This window comes from Cellulomonas sp. 73-92, from assembly GCF_001898175.1.
Lineage (GTDB): Bacteria > Actinomycetota > Actinomycetes > Actinomycetales > Cellulomonadaceae > Cellulomonas.
On sequence record NZ_MKTH01000004.1, the window covers coordinates 36,864 to 54,998 of the forward strand.

General features: G+C 73.9%; 20 protein-coding genes. 8 read left to right on the plus strand and 12 right to left on the minus strand.

The features are described from left to right. Positions 1-8: 8 nt before the first annotated feature. Positions 9-1,058, minus strand: coding sequence for a tyrosine-type recombinase/integrase (locus BGO37_RS01245; protein WP_291751378.1), 1,050 nt, complete (start codon positions 1,056-1,058; stop codon positions 9-11). A 382-nt stretch (positions 1,059-1,440) separates the two neighbouring features. On the opposite strand from BGO37_RS01245, the gene BGO37_RS01250 reads away from it, so the two are divergent. From BGO37_RS01250 to BGO37_RS01260, 3 genes are all read left to right on the plus strand, one after another. Further along, entirely contained in the window at positions 1,441-1,812 is a 372-nt protein-coding gene (locus BGO37_RS01250; protein ID WP_291751382.1) for a rhodanese-like domain-containing protein, read from the plus strand. 18 nt (positions 1,813-1,830) lie between these two features. After that, a complete protein-coding gene (locus BGO37_RS01255; protein WP_291751384.1) occupies positions 1,831-2,055 on the plus strand; it encodes a YgaP-like transmembrane domain in 225 nt (74 codons plus the stop codon). A 366-nt stretch (positions 2,056-2,421) separates the two neighbouring features. After that, on the plus strand, positions 2,422-3,366 hold the full coding sequence (locus BGO37_RS01260; protein ID WP_291751385.1) for an MIP/aquaporin family protein: 945 nt from the start codon (positions 2,422-2,424) through the stop codon (positions 3,364-3,366). 96 nt (positions 3,367-3,462) lie between these two features. Here BGO37_RS01260 and BGO37_RS01265 read toward each other — a convergent pair whose 3' ends face one another. From BGO37_RS01265 to BGO37_RS01310, 10 genes are all read right to left on the minus strand, one after another. Beyond that, on the minus strand, positions 3,463-3,615 hold the full coding sequence (locus tag BGO37_RS01265) for a hypothetical protein (RefSeq protein ID WP_291751387.1): 153 nt from the start codon (positions 3,613-3,615) through the stop codon (positions 3,463-3,465). A gap of 40 nt (positions 3,616-3,655) precedes the next feature. Next, a complete protein-coding gene (locus BGO37_RS01270; RefSeq protein ID WP_291751390.1) occupies positions 3,656-5,449 on the minus strand; it encodes an FAD/NAD(P)-binding oxidoreductase in 1,794 nt (597 codons plus the stop codon). Between the two features lie 52 nt (positions 5,450-5,501). Continuing rightward, positions 5,502-5,732, minus strand: coding sequence for a ferredoxin (locus BGO37_RS01275; protein ID WP_291751392.1), 231 nt, complete (start codon positions 5,730-5,732; stop codon positions 5,502-5,504). Next, positions 5,729-7,039, minus strand: a complete 1,311-nt coding sequence (locus BGO37_RS01280; protein ID WP_291751394.1) for an NADH-ubiquinone oxidoreductase-F iron-sulfur binding region domain-containing protein — start codon at positions 7,037-7,039, stop codon at positions 5,729-5,731. The genes BGO37_RS01275 and BGO37_RS01280 overlap by 4 nt, the downstream gene beginning before the upstream one ends. Next, entirely contained in the window at positions 7,036-7,761 is a 726-nt protein-coding gene (locus BGO37_RS01285) for a hypothetical protein (RefSeq protein WP_291751396.1), read from the minus strand. Before BGO37_RS01285 ends, BGO37_RS01280 begins: the two co-directional genes overlap by 4 nt. Continuing rightward, positions 7,758-8,735 carry an FAD:protein FMN transferase gene (locus tag BGO37_RS01290; protein ID WP_291751397.1) on the minus strand — a complete coding sequence of 326 codons (978 nt, stop codon included), beginning with the start codon at positions 8,733-8,735 and terminating at the stop codon, positions 7,758-7,760. Before BGO37_RS01290 ends, BGO37_RS01285 begins: the two co-directional genes overlap by 4 nt. After that, positions 8,732-9,115, minus strand: coding sequence for a hypothetical protein (locus tag BGO37_RS01295; RefSeq protein ID WP_291751399.1), 384 nt, complete (start codon positions 9,113-9,115; stop codon positions 8,732-8,734). The genes BGO37_RS01290 and BGO37_RS01295 overlap by 4 nt, the downstream gene beginning before the upstream one ends. Further along, positions 9,108-9,494 (minus strand): hypothetical protein, encoded by a 387-nt coding sequence (locus BGO37_RS01300; RefSeq protein ID WP_291751401.1) that lies wholly within the window; start codon positions 9,492-9,494, stop codon positions 9,108-9,110. Before BGO37_RS01300 ends, BGO37_RS01295 begins: the two co-directional genes overlap by 8 nt. Before the next feature lie 83 nt (positions 9,495-9,577). Continuing rightward, the gene (locus BGO37_RS01305; protein WP_291751404.1) at positions 9,578-10,861 is read right to left on the minus strand and encodes a HAMP domain-containing sensor histidine kinase; all 1,284 of its coding nucleotides are present in this window, start codon (positions 10,859-10,861) and stop codon (positions 9,578-9,580) included. Next, positions 10,858-11,538, minus strand: a complete 681-nt coding sequence (locus BGO37_RS01310; RefSeq protein WP_291751406.1) for a response regulator transcription factor — start codon at positions 11,536-11,538, stop codon at positions 10,858-10,860. Before BGO37_RS01310 ends, BGO37_RS01305 begins: the two co-directional genes overlap by 4 nt. Before the next feature lie 184 nt (positions 11,539-11,722). Between BGO37_RS01310 and BGO37_RS01315 the strand changes: the two genes are divergently transcribed. Both BGO37_RS01315 and BGO37_RS01320 read left to right on the plus strand, forming a co-directional pair. Next, the gene (locus BGO37_RS01315; RefSeq protein ID WP_291751409.1) at positions 11,723-12,259 is read left to right on the plus strand and encodes a hypothetical protein; all 537 of its coding nucleotides are present in this window, start codon (positions 11,723-11,725) and stop codon (positions 12,257-12,259) included. 129 nt (positions 12,260-12,388) lie between these two features. Then, positions 12,389-13,558, plus strand: a complete 1,170-nt coding sequence (locus tag BGO37_RS01320; RefSeq protein WP_291751413.1) for an endo-1,4-beta-xylanase — start codon at positions 12,389-12,391, stop codon at positions 13,556-13,558. Between the two features lie 61 nt (positions 13,559-13,619). On the opposite strand, the gene BGO37_RS01325 is transcribed toward BGO37_RS01320, so the two are convergent. Then, a complete protein-coding gene (locus BGO37_RS01325) occupies positions 13,620-14,075 on the minus strand; it encodes a hypothetical protein (RefSeq protein ID WP_291751415.1) in 456 nt (151 codons plus the stop codon). A 130-nt stretch (positions 14,076-14,205) separates the two neighbouring features. Here BGO37_RS01325 and glmU point away from each other — a divergent pair, with 130 nt between their 5' ends. The 3 genes from glmU (at position 14,206) to BGO37_RS01340 (ending at position 17,946) form a co-directional block, all read left to right on the plus strand. Continuing rightward, positions 14,206-15,717 carry a bifunctional UDP-N-acetylglucosamine diphosphorylase/glucosamine-1-phosphate N-acetyltransferase GlmU gene (glmU, locus tag BGO37_RS01330; RefSeq protein WP_291751417.1) on the plus strand — a complete coding sequence of 504 codons (1,512 nt, stop codon included), beginning with the start codon at positions 14,206-14,208 and terminating at the stop codon, positions 15,715-15,717. After that, on the plus strand, positions 15,714-16,700 hold the full coding sequence (locus BGO37_RS01335; protein WP_291751420.1) for a ribose-phosphate diphosphokinase: 987 nt from the start codon (positions 15,714-15,716) through the stop codon (positions 16,698-16,700). Before glmU ends, BGO37_RS01335 begins: the two co-directional genes overlap by 4 nt. A 316-nt stretch (positions 16,701-17,016) precedes the next feature. Next, positions 17,017-17,946 carry a hypothetical protein gene (locus tag BGO37_RS01340; RefSeq protein ID WP_291751423.1) on the plus strand — a complete coding sequence of 310 codons (930 nt, stop codon included), beginning with the start codon at positions 17,017-17,019 and terminating at the stop codon, positions 17,944-17,946. Positions 17,947-18,135 lie beyond the last annotated feature (189 nt).

An 18,135-nucleotide genomic window follows, 5' to 3' on the forward strand; every position in this document is an offset into this window, starting at 1 on the left:
GGACCGGGTCACGCTGTGGCTGTGGGCCGAGCGGGCGGTGCGGCCTTGGCCGACATCGCCGCTGCGATGGCGGCGTCGCGCTCGTCGGTTGCGTGTTGGTAGCGCGCCACGATTGTCGGCGTCGTATGGCCCGCGCGGTTCTGCAGCTCGGCGACGGTCGCGCCAGCCTGTCCAGCCCAGGTCAGACCGGAGTGCCGCAGCGTGTGGAAGCTGAAGCCTCGGGGGAGGCTCGACTTCGCCACAGCCCCGCTGACATACCCGCCGAGCGTGCGGCGATGCATGTGCCGGTCCTGACCGGGGTAGAGCGGGAACAGCAACCCGTCAGGCCCTTCGTTCGTATGCGCTAGAAGGTGGGCGCGGATCTCTCCGGCCAGGTGCGGTGGGACGTGGACCGTGCGTGTGCCGGCCCGTGTCTTGGGGGCGCCGACGATCGGTTCGCCCCGCACGAATGTCACCGCACGGCTCACCGCGATGGCGTGCGGTGTGACGTCCGCTCGGCGAAGTTCGAGGACCTCCCCGATTCGTAGCGAGCACCAGGCGCCGAGCTTGATCGCGAGGCCGAGGCGGTCCGGGACCAGCCCGGCGAGCTCGTCGACCTGTTCTGCCGATGCCACTGTCTTGTCTCGAGAGCTCGGCGACTGCCCGGCTCCGCGAATCACGAGGGGGTTGGCGGTAAGGAGGTCGTCGTCTTCGACGGCGGTACGCAGGATGGCCCGCACCAGGGCGTACACCCGCGCACGGTTGGTGGGGCGACTGGGGGAGAGCTGCCGATACCAGGCGCGCATGTCGTCCTTCATCAGACCCGCCACTCGGCGATCGCCAAGGATCGGCATGACGTGCAGGTCGAGGTACCTCTCATACAGCGCGCGCGTCGCGGGCCGCAGCGGCTCTCCGCGGCTGTTGCGTCGCTCCTCGATCCACCGTGCCGCGTAGTCCCGGAAGGTCACATCGGAGGCGAGCGCTTTGGGGCGCAGGATGCCGTCGGCGAGCTCGGTGCGCTGCCGGGCGAGCCACAGTTCCGCGTCCTTCTTCGTGTCGAACGTCGTCCCCGCGTTCACCCACTGTCGCGGGACTGCGTCGGGGATCGTGTACCTGGCGCGCCAACGCCCGGACGGCAGCTGGGCTACAGCCCCGAATCCCGACCTCGATCTGGCCACCCAGCGATGGTGGCAGTGTCACAAGGAGTGTCACAAGAGGGCCGATTTGGGTTCCGCGACGTTCCTCTCCCTTCACGCGGATGTGGCCGTTGACCTGGCCAAAGACCAGTTCTGGTGCAGGTCGGCGAGCTGCATCTGGGTGTTTCGAATCCTGGGGGCGGAGCCGCTCCGACGCCCGTCCCCGCTCGCCCGGCCCCAGCCCGGCCGACCACGCTCTTGGCATACCCACCGGGGTATCGCTACGATACCCATCAGGGTATTCGTCGTTCGTGGGGAGACATCGGTGGGCACGCTTGTCAGGACCCTCGTCGCGGCGGTCGTCGCGCTGGCCGCGGTCGTCGGGCTGGGCGCCTGCTCATCGCACGGCGACGCCGCGGTGCCTGCCGGCTCGGTCGTCATCGACGTCCGCACCGGCGCCGAGTACGCCGCCGGCCACCTCCAGGGTGCCGTCAACATCGACGTCGAGGACGCCGGCTTCGCGACCCGGGTGGGCCAGCTCCCCAAGGACGGCCACTACCTCGTGTACTGCCGGACCGGCAGCCGTGCCGGTGCGGCGAAGGCCCAGATGGCGTCGCTGGGCTTCACCGACGTCACCAACCTGGGCGGCGTCGACGCCGCCTCCAGGACGACCCATCTGGCCGTCGTGACCCACTAGAGACCTGTGGAGGTCCTCGTGTCCGTGCTGCTCTTCCTCGGCTCCCCCGCCGGCCGGTGGACGCGTGCCGTCGCCGGCGTCGTGCTGATCGTCCTCGGCGCCCTGCTCGGCGGCGGCTGGTGGGCGCTGGCCGCGCTCGGCGTCGTCTTCGTCCTCGTCGGCGCGCTCGACGTGTGCCTGCTGGCCCCGTTGGCGCACCGCCCGTTGCGCGGCGCGGCCTTCCGGGCCGTCGCGGGGCGGTGAATCTGGCGGTCGCCGTGCGCGTCTGACATCTCACACGTTCCCGCGTGGCATCGGCGGTGGGCGCGGCGTACCGTCGAAATCGTCGGTTCGGGATTGACGGGTTCGGGACCTGGGCCTGGCGAACGCAGATCCGACGCGGAGAGAAAGATCGTGGCGTCGACGCACGACTCTGCTGCGATCCGCTCCCGAAGCCGGCCTCTGCCGGATGGCGGCCCCGGATGGCGGCCAGGGCCGCTGACCTGTGTCGCGCCACCACCGTGGACACGATGTCGGTGCGTCGCATCCGGTGATCACGACAGTTCTCGGTCAGGGCGACAACCGGCTCACGCCCGCGCATTGATTCCTTGACATCGAAGGAGTTGCGCCGTGAGCGACATCACACCGCTCAGGAATGCGTTGCGTCACGGAAGTCCGCTCAAGCGACTGGGCGGCACGTGGGGCGAGGTGCTCGCTGAGTTCCTGGGAACCTTTGTTCTCATCGCCTTCGGCGACGGCGTCGTGGCGATGGCCGTGGCCGGCCTGCCCGGTTCGGGGCGCACGTCCGGCCCGAACGTCATCTTCGCGGCGGCCGGCGACTGGCTGCTCATCACCTGGGGATGGGCCCTGGCCGTGGCGCTGGCCGTGTACGTCGCGGGCGGGGTCAGCGGCGCCCACCTCAACCCGGCCGTGACGTTGGCCTTCGCGGTGCGCCGCAAGTTCGCGTGGAGCAAGGTGCTCCCGTACTGGTTCGCCCAGCTGGTCGGTGCCTTCACCGGCGCGGCGCTCGTCTACCTCGTCTACCACAACGCGATCGACGCGTTCAACAAGGCGGCCGGGACCGCCCGGAACGCGGCCGGCGGGCTGGCGACGTACTCGATCTTCGCCACCTTCCCGGCGCCGTACTTCAACGGCGGCTGGGTCGGTCCGCTCGTCGACCAGATCGTCGGCACCGGCTTCCTGGTGCTCTTCGTCGTGGCCCTCATCGACCTGCGCAACACCGCGGTCAAGGCCAACCTCGGTCCGCTGCTCATCGGGCTGGCGGTCGCGGCGATCGGCATGTCGTACGGCGCGAACGCCGGGTACGCCATCAACCCCGCGCGTGACCTCGGTCCGCGCCTCTTCGCCTGGATCGCCGGCTGGGGGCAGGTGGCGATGCCGGGCACCGTCGACGGGAAGTTCTCCGCCTACTTCTGGATCCCGATCGTCGGGCCGCTGATCGGCGGGGTGATCGGCGTGATCCTCTACGACCTGTTCGTGGGGGACGTCCTGCACTCGCGCGTCATCGAGCGCGGCATCGCGGCTGAGCCCGGGCCGGCCGTCGAGGAGGTGTAGGGACGACCGTCGGGCGGCCGAGGCGGTGACCCGCTCCGGCCGCCCGACGCACGTCGAGCCCGTCCGGTCGTCGGGCTCGCGACCAGGGCGCCGCGGTCAGCCGTGCCCGCGGAGGATGACGCGCATCATCTTGAGGTTGAGGGCGGCGAACCGGAGCAGCTGGAACGCCACGTTCCGGCGCCGGGCGAGGGTTCTCGGCGTCGGCAGCGGTGCCGACGCGATCGCCTCACCGGTCACTGCGTCACTCATCACCAGCTCCTTCGGTCGTCGGCCGGCGCGGGCACGGGGGTCACTCCGGGATGAGGAACCACAGGGGCCGAGCCTTGGCCTTGTAGAGGAACAGGTAGTGCAGCATCGCCTTGATCCAGTGCCCCGCCAGGCCCAGCTCGCCCGACGTGCCGCGCACGTCGCGGCCGGTGGCCGGGTACCGCCGCCAGTCCGGGACGACCGGGAACATCGTCATCGAGGCGGCCGACCCGCGGGTCAACCCCGTGCCGGCGGACGCCACGCACGCCGCACCCATGGCCGCCATCGACGCCTTGTGCGGCTGCGCCTGCTCGCCGCGCTCGATGAGGTCCTTGATGGTGAGCGCCACCGCCTTGGCCATGATCCCGGAGGGCATCCCGGTGCGTGGCGGCGCCGGGGTGATGACCGTCCCGTTCGGGCTCGTGTGCGGCGCCGAGATCTGGTGGGGCGGGGCGAACGCGATGCCCGGGGCGAAGACGTTCGGGTAGCTGGGGTTGCGGTAGGTCGTCGGCCAGTCGTCGGCCGACCACTGGTCGTAGGGCTTCGGCGTGTAGTCGGCGTCCACCTTGGTCAGGCCGCTCGGGGCGAACAGCCGGTCGGTGACGTCCGCGCCGGCGCGGTCGTAGGCCTTGAGGTCGGCGCCGCGGAACGGCGGCAGCAGCATCGCGAAGTCGAACGCGAGCGAGTGCTCCGAGCCGTCCAGCTGCTCGTAGGTCAGCATCCCGGGCTCCACCCGCTGCACGTGGGCGCGCAGGATCGCCTTGACGCCGCGCTCGCGGAAGAGCGACTCCGTCCACGTCTTCGACGACATGGTGTAGCCCATCTGCGTGAAGCTCATGCCGCCCACGCCGAAGTCGCCCAGGTCGTACTCGTTGGACAGGTAGACGAGCTCGGCCTTGTCCCGCACGCCGTGCGCGCGCAGCTCGTGCTCCACGTTGAACGTGTACTCGAAGGCGGCGCCCTCGCACGTGCACATCCCGTGCCCGGTGCCGATGACGATCGTCTTGTGCTCGCCGCGCTTCATCGCGGCGATGAGGTCCGCAAACACCGCCGAGGTCGCGGCGGCGTGCGACGCGGTGCACACGGACAGCGAGTTGGCCTCCGGGCCGAGCCCCGGCGTCGCGGCGAAGTTGAGCTTCGGGCCGGTGGCGTTGATGAGGTAGTCGTAGCCGATCCGCTCGATCGCGCCCCGCGTCTCCGAGCGCGTCGAGGACGCCTCGACCTGCGGCCGGGGGTCGTCGGCGGTGCCCTCGGGGAAGATCGTCGTGGCCAGCGCCTGGTGGAAGTCGATGCCCAGCCGGCGGTAGACCGGAGCGAGGGGGAACACCACCTTGTCGGCGCTCATCCTGCCGACGCCCACCCAGATGTTGGACGGGATCCAGTTCCACTGGGCGCTCGGCGAGACCACGACGACCTCGTGCTCACGAGCGAGCATCCGCCTCAGGTGCAGCGCCGCGGTGTGCCCCGCGATCCCTGCCCCGAGGATCACCACGCGTGCCATCGGCTCCTCCTTGAGCTCGATCGGCGTCACCGACCCCGGCGCGTCCCATGCTACCCACGGGGACGCTCCGCGGTGGGGGAGCTGCTGCGGCGCGACGACCGGGGGGGCGCCCCCGCTACGCGGTCGCCCGGCGCGCCACCGGTAGACCGGGAAGGAGACGAGGAAGAGCACCGCGCACCACAGCAGCCAGGCCTGCGGCGTCGCGATCTCCATGGATCCCACCGTCACACTGACCTCGCGGCGCGTCCCCTGGCGTGCCTTCGCGTCGACGTAGACCCAGACGTCGGCAGCCACGACCAGCAGGAGCGGGATCAGGCCGAGGGCGCCGGCGGGCATGGCGTCAACCCTGCCATGCCGTCGCACCGCGTGGGCGGGGCCCCGAGCACGGTCAGCGGCGCTGGTCGGCCGGCTCGAGCCACAGGGCCCGGCGCGGGCACGCCCTCACCGCCCGGCGCGCGGCCCGCACCGCGGCGCCCGCGTCCAGGTCGCCGTCGACGATCGGATAGCCCCAGCGATCGAGCGCGACCACCCGGTCCGCGACGTGCGCGCACAGCCCGATGCCCTCGCAGGCGACCGGGTCCACGCGCAGCCGGAGCCGGCCCGCCGGCGCGCGGCTCATCGGCGGACCGCCACGGGAACCGTGCCGGCGCCGTCCACCCCCGGGAGCGGGTGGTCGGCGCGGGCCGGACAGGCTCGCCCCGCGACGTGCGCCGCGACATCCGCCTCGAAGGTGGCCAGCGCCGAGGCGACAAGCCGGGTCGCACCGTCGGGATGGTGGCACGCGCCGCGACCCTCGACGAGTCCCGCGTCGTCCAGCAGCCGCTGCACGAGGTCGTCGTGGCCTCGCCCCTCGGCGAGCGCCCGGGCGGAGTCGGCCAGCGCGGGCAGCCCGAAGGCGCACGGACCGCACTGGCGGGCGCTCATCGACGCGAGGTAGCGCACCAGGTCGGCCGTGACGCGCAGGCCGCAGGCGCCCTCCGCGAGAGGGATCACCACCCCGGCGCCGAGGGTCAGGCCCTCCGAGCGCAGGGCGGACTCGGCGAGCGGCAGGTCCGCCAGTCGGTCCCAGGGCGCCCACAGGCCGCCGTAGCCACCGAGCAGGACGGCCTGCGGCCGAGAGTCCCAGCCCAGCTCGGCCAGCAGCCGGGCGAACGTGGTGGCCGCCTCCACCTCGACGACGACGCGGTCCGCGCCGAGCACCGACAGCAGCCGGGTGCTCGTCGGAGGGCGGTCCCTGGCCAGCAGCGCGAGCCGGGCGAGCGTCTCGACGTTGTGCACGAGGGTGCGGGGGCGGTGCGGGCCCCGCGCCGGGCGGCGGGTCGACGGCAGCGCCGGCCCTCCGAGGACGCCGCGGGCCACCGCGCTCGACTCCCCGGCGAGGTAGTGCACGGGTCCGCTGACGATCTTGACCGGCTCGCGCGCGCCGGTCCGCCGCCGCTCCTCCAACGCTGTCCGGACGGCACGGCGCCCGCCGTCGTCGTCCCCGTGGAGCCAGACGACGGCGCGTTGCGCGCCCAGCGCCTCGGCGGCCAGGGCCAGCCCGTCGAGCACCAGGTGCGGGCGCTGCCGGAGCAGCGTGCCGTCCTTGCCGGCGACGGGCTCGCTCTCGGCGGCGTTCGCGACGAGGGTCAGCGGCCCGTCCCCGGCTGCCAGCGCCCGCCATTTCACCGCCGCCGGCACGTGCGCACCGCCGTGGCCGAGGAGGCCGCTGCCCTGCACCAGGTCGACGAGTCCCGGCCCGCCGAGCGGTCGCGGGCCGAGCCGGGCCAGGTGCTCCACGAGGCTCTCGGCGGCGACGTGCCGCACCGGGTCGGCCGGCCCCGAGCGGCGCAGGTGGACGTCGGACAGCAGCAGGCGGTCGGTCAGGCCGCCGGACGCACCCACCCTGCGTCCGGGCAGCCGGGGGAAGGTGGCGATCCCTGTCATCGCGTCGCTCCGCGGGCGGCCGAGCGGGTGGGCCAGGCCTCGGCCGTTCCCTGCGTGTCGCGGGTCAGCTGCGCCACCTCGTCGGCGGGCGTGCGCGCGGCGTACCGCGTGATCGCCAGCGCGACGACCGCGCACCCGGTGCCCAGGTAGAACGCGCGCAGCGCGACGACGTCGCTGCCCGCCAGCACGCTGTGGGCCCACACGAGCACCAGCGACGCCCCCGCCACCTTGTGGAGCGGCCACCACAGCCGGCCGACGAGCCGGCCCGCGAATCGCGCGGTCAGCCCCGTGACGATCCCGGCCCAGACCGCGATGACCCCGAGGCTCACCGCGACCGGCCGGTACACCGCCGCCATGGGCAGCAGGGCGCCGACCCAGCCGACCTTGGCCCACGGGTCGGTGGCCAGCACCACGACGTGCAGCACGGTGAACGCCAGGGTGTACGTGGCGAGCCCGGTGTGGAGGGCGAGACGGGTGCGTGCCGTCGGCAGCCGCAGGTGCCGCGCCCAGGGGTGCGCGAGCAGGATGCCGGTGGTCACCAGGGCGAGCAGCAGCACGTAGGACGTCAGGCCGGCGGCGCGGCCGAGCAGCCAGTGCGTCGTCTTCCGGCCCATCGCGTCGGCCACGAGCCAGGCCGTGGCGGCCAGGCTCACCGCCGTGGCGCCCGCCAGCACCACGGCGCCCACGCGCGCCAGTGCGGGGCGGCCGGCGGCCGGCCTCATGCCGCCCGCCATCGGACGTGCGGCTCCATCGCGGGGGACACCCGCACGGCGCCGGCCTCCGTCACCCAGGCGGCGGCGAGCCCCCGGACCCGGGCCTGCGCCTCGACCTCGACGGCGCCGGCGAGGAACAGCGTCTTGCTCCACACCTCGGCCCAGGCCGGATCGCGGTGGAGCACCGTGACGGCGGACAGCCCCGGGCCGCCCGGACGGCCGGTCCGTGGGTCCACCAGGTGGTGCACCGGCGTGCCGTCGCCGGCCACCCAGCGGCGGCGCCGGATCGACGAGGTCGCGCAGCCGCTGTCGGTCACCGACAGCACCAGCAGCGGGTCGTCGCCCCCGTGCGGGTCCTCCACGCCGACGTGCCAGCCGTCGCCGTCCGGACCCGCGCCACCCAGCCACTCGTCGCCGCCGGCGTCGACCAGCACCGCGCTCCCGGCGCCGCGCAGCACGGCCGCGGCGCGCCGCACCGCCAGCCCCTTGCCGATGCCGCCGAGATCGATCGGCGACCCGTCGAGCTGCACCAGCCGCCGATCGTCACCGGGCAGGACGGTCGGGCGCCACGGAGGGCGGGGAGCCAGTGCCGGTCCCGCTGCCGGTGCGCCGGCCGGGGCGGCGTCCGCGATCGTCCGGACGACCTCCTCGAACGTGCGGTCGTACCCCCAGGCGAGGAGGCGGTCGAGCACCCGCGGGTCGAAGAGGCCGTCGGTGGTGCGGTGCGCGCGTTCCGCCTCCTCGATCGCCTCGGCGAGCTCGGCGGGCACCACGTGCCATGCCGACGGCCGCGCGTTGGCGCGGGAGAGTGCCGACGCGGGATCGAAGCGGGTCACGTGCGCCGCGACCGCGCGGATGGCCGCACAGGCGGCGTCGACGGCCGCCGTCGCCCGCGGCGTGGGCGCGACGACGCTCACGCGGATGTCGCTGGCCATCGAACGGAACGTCACGGTCAGCTCGTCGGCGCCCGTCACGGTCGTCATCCGGACGCCTTGGTCGTCGTGTGCACCGGCGGGGGCGGTGCCGGGGCGGGCCGCGCCGGTGCCGCCGCGGGCGCCTTGGCGGGTGGAGCCGCGACCGGCCGAGGCGCCGCCGGTGCCGAGGTGGCGGCACCCGCCGCCGCGGCTCGCTGGTCGAGCGTGGCCTGGAGGGCCGCGATGCGGTCCCTCGCGTCGGCGATCTCGGCGAGCGCCTGGGTGAGCTGCGGGTCGGTCGTCGTCGCGGCGGTGGGCACCGGAGCCGGGGGCGTGGCGGCCGCCTGGTGCGACGCCGCCCAGGAGAGCCCGCCGCCGAAGCCGCCGACGCTCAGCGGGACCAGGCTGAGCGCGGCCAGCCGCCGGGTCTGGCGACCACGGTCAGTCATCGGACGCGCTGTCGTCGTGCCCGGAGGACTCCCGTTCGGCGTGGTCGGACTCGGGCGGTGTCGGCGCGACGTCGTCATGGGTCCCCACGGCGACCGCCGGCTCCGTGGCGTCGGCGGACGGAGCAGGCTGCGGCGCCGTCGGCACCGGGGAGGGCGTGGCCGCCCGGGAGACCGCGGCCTCGAGCCCGGCGACCTGCGCGCGAAGCTCGGCGGCCTCCCGGGCGAGCTCGGCCTGCTGCGACTCGTCGTTCGACGTCACGACGACCGCGCTGGATGCCGGAGGCGTGCCGCTCGCGGCGGAGGCGACGGTCAGCGCGCCGCCGCCGGCGAGCGCCACGCCGGCCGTGCCGGCGAGAACGGTCCGGGTTGCCCATCGCATGGTGGTCCTCCCTCGTCGGGCCGCGGTGGCCCGGTCGACCACCACCGTGACGCGCGCCGGATGAGGGCCGGGGCAATCCGGGGCTAAGCCTCGGTTAACGCCGCCGGCAGCACGAGGGCGAAGCGCGTGCCCCTGCCCGCCAGGCCGGGACCCACCTCGAGCCGTCCGCCGGCGCGTTCCGCCGTCCGCCGCGCCACGTCCAGCCCCAGGCCGGTCGAGCCGGCGCCGGACCGCCCGCGTTCCGTCAGCGCGCCGTCGGCGAGCCCCGGCCCGGCGTCCGCCACCGCCACGACGACCATTCCCGGCCCGGGTCGGACCGTTAGCTCGAGCGCGGTCCCGGCCGGTGTGTGACGCAGCACGTTGTCGACGAGGACGTCGAGCGCGGCGCCCAGCTCGCCGGCTCCCACCGCGACCCGGGCCGCGGTGGGGGGAACGTCGACCCGCAGCGGGCGGCCCTCGTGGGTCGTCAGCACCTCCCAGAACGTCGCCCGGGCCCGCACCACCGCGGCGGCGTCGCAGACCTCCGGCGTGCGCGGGGCGTGGGAACGAGCGGCGTGGATCACCGTGTCGACGGCGCCGACGAGCCCGTCGACATGGGCGGCCATCCGGTCGCGCTCGTCCGGGTCCGCCAGCATGTCGACGTCGAGGCGGAGCGCGGTGATGGGTGTGCGGAGCCGGTGGGAGAGGTCTGCGACCAGCTCACGCTCGTCGGCCAGCAGCCCTGCCACCCGGTCGCCGAGCCCGTTGAGCACGGCGCCGACGGACGCGACCTCGGCCGGTCCGGACGGTTCCGCCCGGGCCGCGAGGTCGCCCGAGCCGAGCCGTTCCGCGACGTCGGCCAGGTCACGCACGGATCGGGAGAGCCGGGCGGCGATCCGGTCGCCGGCGAGCACGGCGCCGCCCAGGAGCACGGCGCCGACGAGGGCCAGCACGCTCCAGGCACGCAGGACACCCGCCTGGAGCTGGGAGTCGGGGACGAAGGTGCGCACCACGGCCACCCCGGCCGCGCCCCCCACCGGCTGGAGCACCTCGACGCCGCCGTCGGTCCTGGCCGTCAACGCGCGTCCCAGGGATGCCAGCTCCACCGCGGGGCCCCTCGGCGCGGGCGCGCCCTCGACGGTGCCGTCGGGCAGGAAGACGCTGGTGCGCCGCGCGCCGGCGTTCACCGCCAGCAGCGTGGCCTGCAACCGGGCCGGGTCGTCGGCGACGACCCCCGCGAACATCGCCACCTGCTGCGCATCCTGCTGCGCGGCGGCCAGGGCCCGCTCCGCGGCGAGCGAGCGGGCCAGGAGCCCGAGCGGGACGAGGAACGCGACCAGCATGACCGAGGTCATCGCCAGCCCGTACCGGACCAGCAGGCCTCTCACGGCGGCGGCAGCAGCTTGACCCCCACACCGCGGACACGGTGCAGGTACACCGGTTGCTCGGCCGTCTCGCCGAGCTTGCGACGCAGCCAGTGGAGGTGGACGTCGACCGTCTTGTCTGCTCCGCCGTACGGCAGGTTCCACACCTTGGCCAGCAGCTCCCGCTTGCTCACCACCTCGCCGGGGCGCTCGGCGAGGAAGAGCAGGAGGTCGAACTCCTTCGGGCTCAGGTCGAGCGTGGCGCCGTCCAGGGTGGCGGTGCGAGCCCGCGCGTCGATGACGAGGCCGCCCGCCGCCACCGGGCCCGTCGGCCGGCCCGGGTCGGTCCGGCGCAGCACCGCCCGGATCCGCGCGTCCAGCTGGTCCGTGGCGAAGGGCTTCACCAGGTAGTCGTCGGCGCCGGCGTCGAGCACGGCCACGATCCCCGCACCGTCGTCGCGCGCGCTCACGACGATCACGGGGACGTCGGAGACCGCCCGGATCATCGCGAGGAGCGCGGCGCCGTCCAGGTCGGGCAGCCCGAGGTCGAGCAGCACCACGTCCGGACGGTGGTCGACCAGGCTCTGCAACCCCTCGAGCGCGGTGGCAGCGGTCATCGTGGAGTGCGAGCGCGCCGACAGGGCCCGCACCAGCGCGGTCCGGATCGTCGCGTCGTCCTCGATGATGAGCACGTCCGCCACATCCCGGAACCTAGCGCCATCGATCGCCGGTCGACGCGCTGCCCGGGGGAACCCGGGGCGATCTTGTGGTGGCCTTAACGTCGCCTTGGCCTCGGTGGGCCACGATGGGTGCGTGCGTCACACCGGCCGCGCCGCTGTTCCGAGACCGGGCTCACCGGCCGGCTCCCGACGGCGGGGCGCACTCGTGCTCGGCGCGTGGGTCCTGGCCGTCGTCGTCACGGGGCTCGTCGCCGACCGCGCCGTCGCCGTGCTCGACACGCAGACCTCGCGTCCCGGCGTGATGTCGGCGGGCGAGGTGGAGCGCGCGCTGGCCGCCGCGCGCGCGGCCGTGCCGACCCCGACGGCCGGCGCCACCACCCCGCCGGCCCCGACCACGTCGCCGACCGCGAGCCCGGCCCCCGCCCCGAGCGACCCGGTCAGCCGGCCGACGACGGGACCGATCCCGTCCAGCCCGCCGGCGACGGCCGCGCGCACGTGGTCCGTGGCCGGTGGCACGGTCGCGGCGTCCTGCACCGGCGGTGCGATCTCGCTGCTCTACGCGACGCCTGCCGACGGCTGGACCGTCGAGGTCGGCAGCGCCGGACCCCAGCGGGTCGAGGTGGAGCTGAGGCAGCCGGGCCTGGAGACGAAGGTCGTGGCGCTCTGCTCGGCCGGCGTGCCGCAGCACACGGTCGACGCGGGGGCGCCCGACGCCGCGGACGACGGGTCGTCGGACGGCTGAGGCGGCCCGGCGCTGCGCTTGCCGGGTCCCGGAGGGCGACCTAGCCTCGACAGAATCCGGATGCAAAACGTTATCGGAGTCCGGTTGCGCCACCGCGGGGCGTGCCGCTTTGCTGCGAAGGAGCCTGCAATGCGCATCCGTCATCCCTTGCTGGTCGTCGCCCTGGCGACGGCGGCACTGACCGCGACGCCCGCGGCGGCGTTCGCCACCACCGGCGGCCATCCGCCGGTCGGTTCCGGCACCACCATCCACGACACCCAGCCCAGCCTGCGCATCCTCGCGCAGCGCTCCGGCCTGAGGGTGGGGGCGGCCGTCAACATGGACCTGTACGGGTCGGACGCGACGTACACCGCGATCGTCAACCAGCAGTTCAGCACGGTGTCGCCGGAGAACGTCATGAAGTGGCAGCTCGTGGAGCCCACGCAGGGCACGTACGACTGGGCGCCCGCCGACCGTCTCGTCGCCGGGGCGCGGGCGGCGCACCAGCTCGTCCGCGGCCACACCCTGGTGTGGCACAACCAGCTGCCGAGCTGGCTGTCGACCGACGGCGTGACGACGTCGTTCACGCCGCAGCAGGTGCGCGACCTGCTGCACAAGCACGTCACCGACGAGGTGACGCACTTCAAGGGCCAGATCTGGCAGTGGGACGTGGTCAACGAGGCCTTCGCCGACGACGGCACCCCGCGCCAGGACATCTTCTACCAGGCCTACCAGGCGCTCGGCATGAACGGGACTGACTACATCGCCGACGCCTTCCGCTGGGCGCACGAGGCGGACCCGCGCGCGCTGCTCTTCTACAACGACTACAACCTCGAGTTCACCGGGGCGAAGAGCAACGCGGTCTACGCGTTCGTCCAGCAGCTCCAGGCGCAGGGGGTGCCGATCGACGGCGTCGGGTTCCAGGGTCACCTGGACACGCAGTACGGGTTCCCCGACCTGCAGAACAACCTCACGCGCTTCGCCGCGCTGGGGCTGAAGGTCGCGCTCACCGAGGTCGACGTCCGCACGTTCGTCCAGCCCGACCCGGCCAACCCCGGGGCCTACACGGACATCCCGCTGACACCCGCCCTGCAGGCCACGCAGCAGTCCTACTGGACACAGTTGCTGCAGGCCTGCCTCGCGGTGCGGCAGTGTCTCTCGTTCACGGCCTGGGGCGTGGACGACGGCCACTCCTGGATCCCCGGCGTGTTCCACGGTGAGGGGGCAGGGCTCCTGTTCGACCCGAGCTACCACCCCAAGCCGCAGTACCAGGAACTGCGGAAGGTCCTCCTGACGACGCACGCGCCTCGGCGCTCCTAGTCGTCCATCCGTCGAGGGGTGCGTCCCGCGTGGGCGCGCCCCTCGACGCGCGCCCGGGCGGCTACCCGCAGGTGTCGCAGACGCCCGTGGCGGGCAGCACCGTGAAGCAGGTCGGGCAGATCGCCACCGGCCGGTCCTCCGGGGCGACGCGGCGGGTGCTCGTGCGCGGCGAGGACGAGCGTGGGCTCGTCGTGCGCGCGGAAGGGGTACGACGAACGGGCGCAGCGCTCTCCGGGGCGTCCGGCCCCGTCACCTCGAAGCCGTTCTTCCGCAGCACGGCGGCAGCGCCGGCGACCCCGCGGCTGAACTCCTCCTCAGGCGCGATGCGGCCGGTGGCGTACTTGTGGGCGACGCCGAGGATCGCCTTGGAGTCGTACTGCCGTCCCTCGTGCACGAGCCAGTACTCGAGCGACGGACCGAACCCGTAGACGCCGAGGAAGTTCTCGCCGCCCCGCTCGTCGTACTCGGCGATCGCCTGGAGGATGTGCTGCCGGTTCACTGCGGAGAACGTCGCCACACCCTCGACCCTACGTCGCGCACCTGGGAGCCCTCGTCGGGACGGGATCGGCACCCCGGGGGAGGTAGGCTCGTCGCGACGTTCCGGCCCGGTTGTTCCCGGGCGCACACCGCGAGGAGCCCTGGCGAACGTGACCATCCCCCGCCCTGCCGCGGTCGTCGTGCTGGCCGCAGGGGAGGGCACCCGCATGCGGTCGGCCACACCCAAGGTGCTGCACACCCTCGCGGGGCGGTCGATGCTCGCCCACGCGCTGGCGACGGCCCGCGCCCTGGACCCCGAGCGGGTCACCGTCGTCGTTCGCCACGGGCGCGACCTCGTCGTCGACCACCTGCGCCAGGTGGACCCGGAGGCCATCGTCGCCGACCAGGACGACGTGCCGGGCACCGGCCGCGCGGTCCAGGTGGCGCTCGCGGCGCTCGAGGCGCGCAGCCCGCTCTCCGGCGCCGTCGTGGTCATGGCCGGCGACGTCCCGCTGCTGGACGCCGGGACGCTCGAGCAGATGCTCGCCGCGCACGCGGCCGACGACAACGCGGTCACCCTGCTCTCGACCGAGGTGCCCGACCCCACCGGCTACGGCCGCGTGCTGCGCGGCGCGGACGGTGGCGTCGTCGCGATCGTCGAGGAGAAGGACGCGGACGACGAGCAGCGGGCCATCCGCGAGATCAACACCTCGACCTACGTGTTCGACGCCGACGTGCTGCGCTCCGCGCTGGGCCGGCTCGGCCGGGACAACGCCGCCGGCGAGGTCTACCTCACCGACGTCGTCGCCCTGGCGCACCGCGACGGGCGCCGGGTGCACGCGCTGCTGACCGACGACCCGGCGACCGTCGAGGGCGTGAACGACCGGGTGCAGCTGGCGGCCATCCGCGCCGAGCTGAACCGCCGGATCCTCGAGGAGTGGATGCGCGCGGGCGTGACCATCGTCGACCCGGCCACCACGTGGGTGGACGTCGACGTCGAGCTCGGCCAGGACGTGACGCTGCTGCCCGGCACGCAGCTGCACGGCGCCACCGTGGTCTCGGAGGGCGCGACGGTCGGCCCCGACACCACGCTGACGGACGTCGAGGTGGGCCCGGGCGCGGTCGTCGTGCGCTCGCACGGCTCGCTGTCGGTGATCGGCCCGCACGCGACCGTCGGGCCGTACTCGTACCTGCGCCCCGGCACCATGCTCGGCACCGACGGCAAGATCGGCGCGTTCGTCGAGACGAAGAACACCAGCATCGGCACCGGCTCGAAGGTGCCGCACCTGTCGTACATCGGCGACGCGGAGATCGGCGACCACACGAACGTCGGCGCCGCGTCCGTCACGGCCAACTACGACGGGGTGGACAAGCACCGCACGACGATCGGCTCGCACGTGCGGATCGGCGCGGACACGATGTTCGTCGCGCCCGTGACGATCGGCGACGGCGCCTTCACCGGGGCCGGGACGGTGGTGCGGTTCGACGTGCCGCCGGGTGCCCTGGCCATCAGCGCGAACGACCAGCGGACCCTCCTGGGGTGGGTCGACCGGACCCGGCCGGGATCGGCGGCCGCGGAGGCGGCGGCCCGCGCCAGAGGCCCGGTCGCGGGCGCACCCCCCGGCGACGATCTCCCCGACACCGACGAGACCGCGACCGACGAGAAGGACACCACCCGATGACCACCGGCCTGATCAGCAGCGACGGGGAGAAGCGCCTCGTTCTCGTGTCGGGCCGGGCCCACCCGGAGCTGGCCTCCCAGGTGGCCGAGCACCTCGGCGTCGAGCTGGTGCCGACCACCGCCTACGAGTTCGCCAACGGGGAGATCTACACGCGGTTCGGGGAGTCGGTGCGCGGGGCGGACGCCTTCGTCCTGCAGTCGCACTGCACGCCGGTGAACACGTGGATCATGGAGCAGCTGCTCATGGTCGACGCGCTGAAGCGGGCCTCGGCGAAGACCATCACCGTGGTGGCGCCGTTCTACGGCTACGCCCGCCAGGACAAGAAGCACCGCGGCCGCGAGCCGATCTCCGCCCGGCTGATGGCCGACCTGTTCAAGACCGCCGGGGCCGACCGGATCATGAGCGTGGACCTGCACGCGGCGCAGATCCAGGGCTTCTTCGACGGGCCCGTCGACCACCTGTGGGCGATGCCGATCCTCGTCGAGTACGTGCGGACCCGTGTCGACGTCTCCAACGTCACCGTGGTGTCGCCGGACGCCGGGCGCATCCGCGTCGCCGAGCAGTGGGCCGCCAAGCTCGGGGGAGCGCCCCTGGCGTTCGTCCACAAGACCCGCGACATCCGCCGGCCTAACCGCGCGGTGGCCAACCGGGTGGTCGGCGACGTCGAGGGCCGCTCGTGCGTGCTCGTCGACGACCTCATCGACACCGCCGGCACCATCTCCGAGGCCGTGCGCGTGGTGCTCGAGGCCGGCGCCAAGGACGTGCTGGTGGCGGCGACGCACGGCGTGCTGTCGGAGCCCGCGGTCGAGCGGCTGGAGCACGGCGGTGCGCGCGAGATCGTCGTGACCGACACCCTGCCGATCCCCGACGAGCGCCGGTTCGACAAGCTGACCGTGCTGTCGATCGCTCCGCTCATCGCGCGGGCGATCCGCGAGATCTTCGACGACGGCTCGGTGACGTCCCTCTTCGACGGCCAGGCCTGACCCGGCTCGGTGGCGGGGCTCACCCCCGCCGCCTCGCCACGGCGGACTCACCCGCCGCCTCGCCACGGCGGACTCACCCGCCGCCTCGCCACGACGTGCTCACGCTCGCCACCCCCACCCCCGCCGCCTCGGTGGTTCGGTGCCACTTCGGTGCATCGATCCACCGAGTCGGCGCGAAAACACCGAAGTGGCGGGGAGATCGAGCCGACCACAGCCGGGGGCGGTCGAGCCGACCACAGCCGGGGGTCCGTGGTCGAAGGCCGCCTGCCGTGCGGTAGCAGGGCCATCGAAGGGCTGATCCGAGCACCGTGGCGCGGTGTCCTTGCGCCCCGGCTCATCGGTCCCGACCCCCGTCGTCTCGCCGCCGCGCGTCTACCTGGCGCGCGAGCACGACCACAACGCGACCGCTGCTCGCGTCCGGCGCGCGTCATGGGAGCGGTTGACCCGAGGCGGGTACGGCCCGACGAGCCCACGCCGCTCGCGGGAGGAACGCGCGCTGGCCGTGATCGCGGCGGTCGACGACAGGCTGACGAGGCCGCACTGGTTCAGCCACGAGTCGGCGGCCCTCGTCTGGGGCCTGCCGTTGTGGCGTGTGCCCGACGCCACCCACGTGCGGCAGCTCGGCCGTCCGGGCACTGGCCGGGACAGGCTGGTCGCGCGTCACACGGGACCCGTGGACCCTGGCCAGCTGACGGTCGTCGGGTCCCTGCCCGTCACGAGCCTCGCGCAGACGATGGTCGACTGTGCGCGCTCGCTGCCACCGCTCGCCGGGCTCGTCGTCGCGGACGCCGCGCTGCGTGCCGGCGCGGACCGGTCCTCGGCGCTCGAGCTGCTCGCACGCATCGCCGGACGCAACGGTGTGGCGCGAGCGCGCGGCGTGATCGAGCTGGCCGACGCCGGGGCAGAGTCGCCCGGCGAGAGCGCCGCCCGCTTCGTCGTGCTGCGTGACGGCCTGCCGCTGCCGCGCACCCAGATCCCCGTCACGACCAGGCTGGGCACGTTCTGGACCGACCTCGGGTGGGAGGAGTGGCGTGTGTTCCTCGAGTACGACGGCCGGACGAAGTACCGGACGGCGGAGGACCTGGTCGCCGAGAAGCGGCGGCAGGACGCTCTCGTGGACGCCGGTTGTCGCCTCGTGCGTGTCACGAAGGAGGACATCCCGCGTCGCGCGGGCCTCTCGGCGCGTGTGCTCCGGCTGCTCCCACCCGACGTCCCGACGATCCTGCGCCCGCCGCTTCTCCGCTGAGCCGCCACTTCGGTGCATTCGCGCCACGACGGTGCATCGATGCACCGAATCGGAGCAGAAGCACCGAAGCGGTCGGCACGAGGGGAGGGGGCGTGGGTTGGGGGGTGGGGCGGGAGCCGGTAGGATTCTCGGGCTGCCTCGGCGAGGGATGTCGGACGGTCGGCTTGCCGGTCTGCGAGGACCGGCATC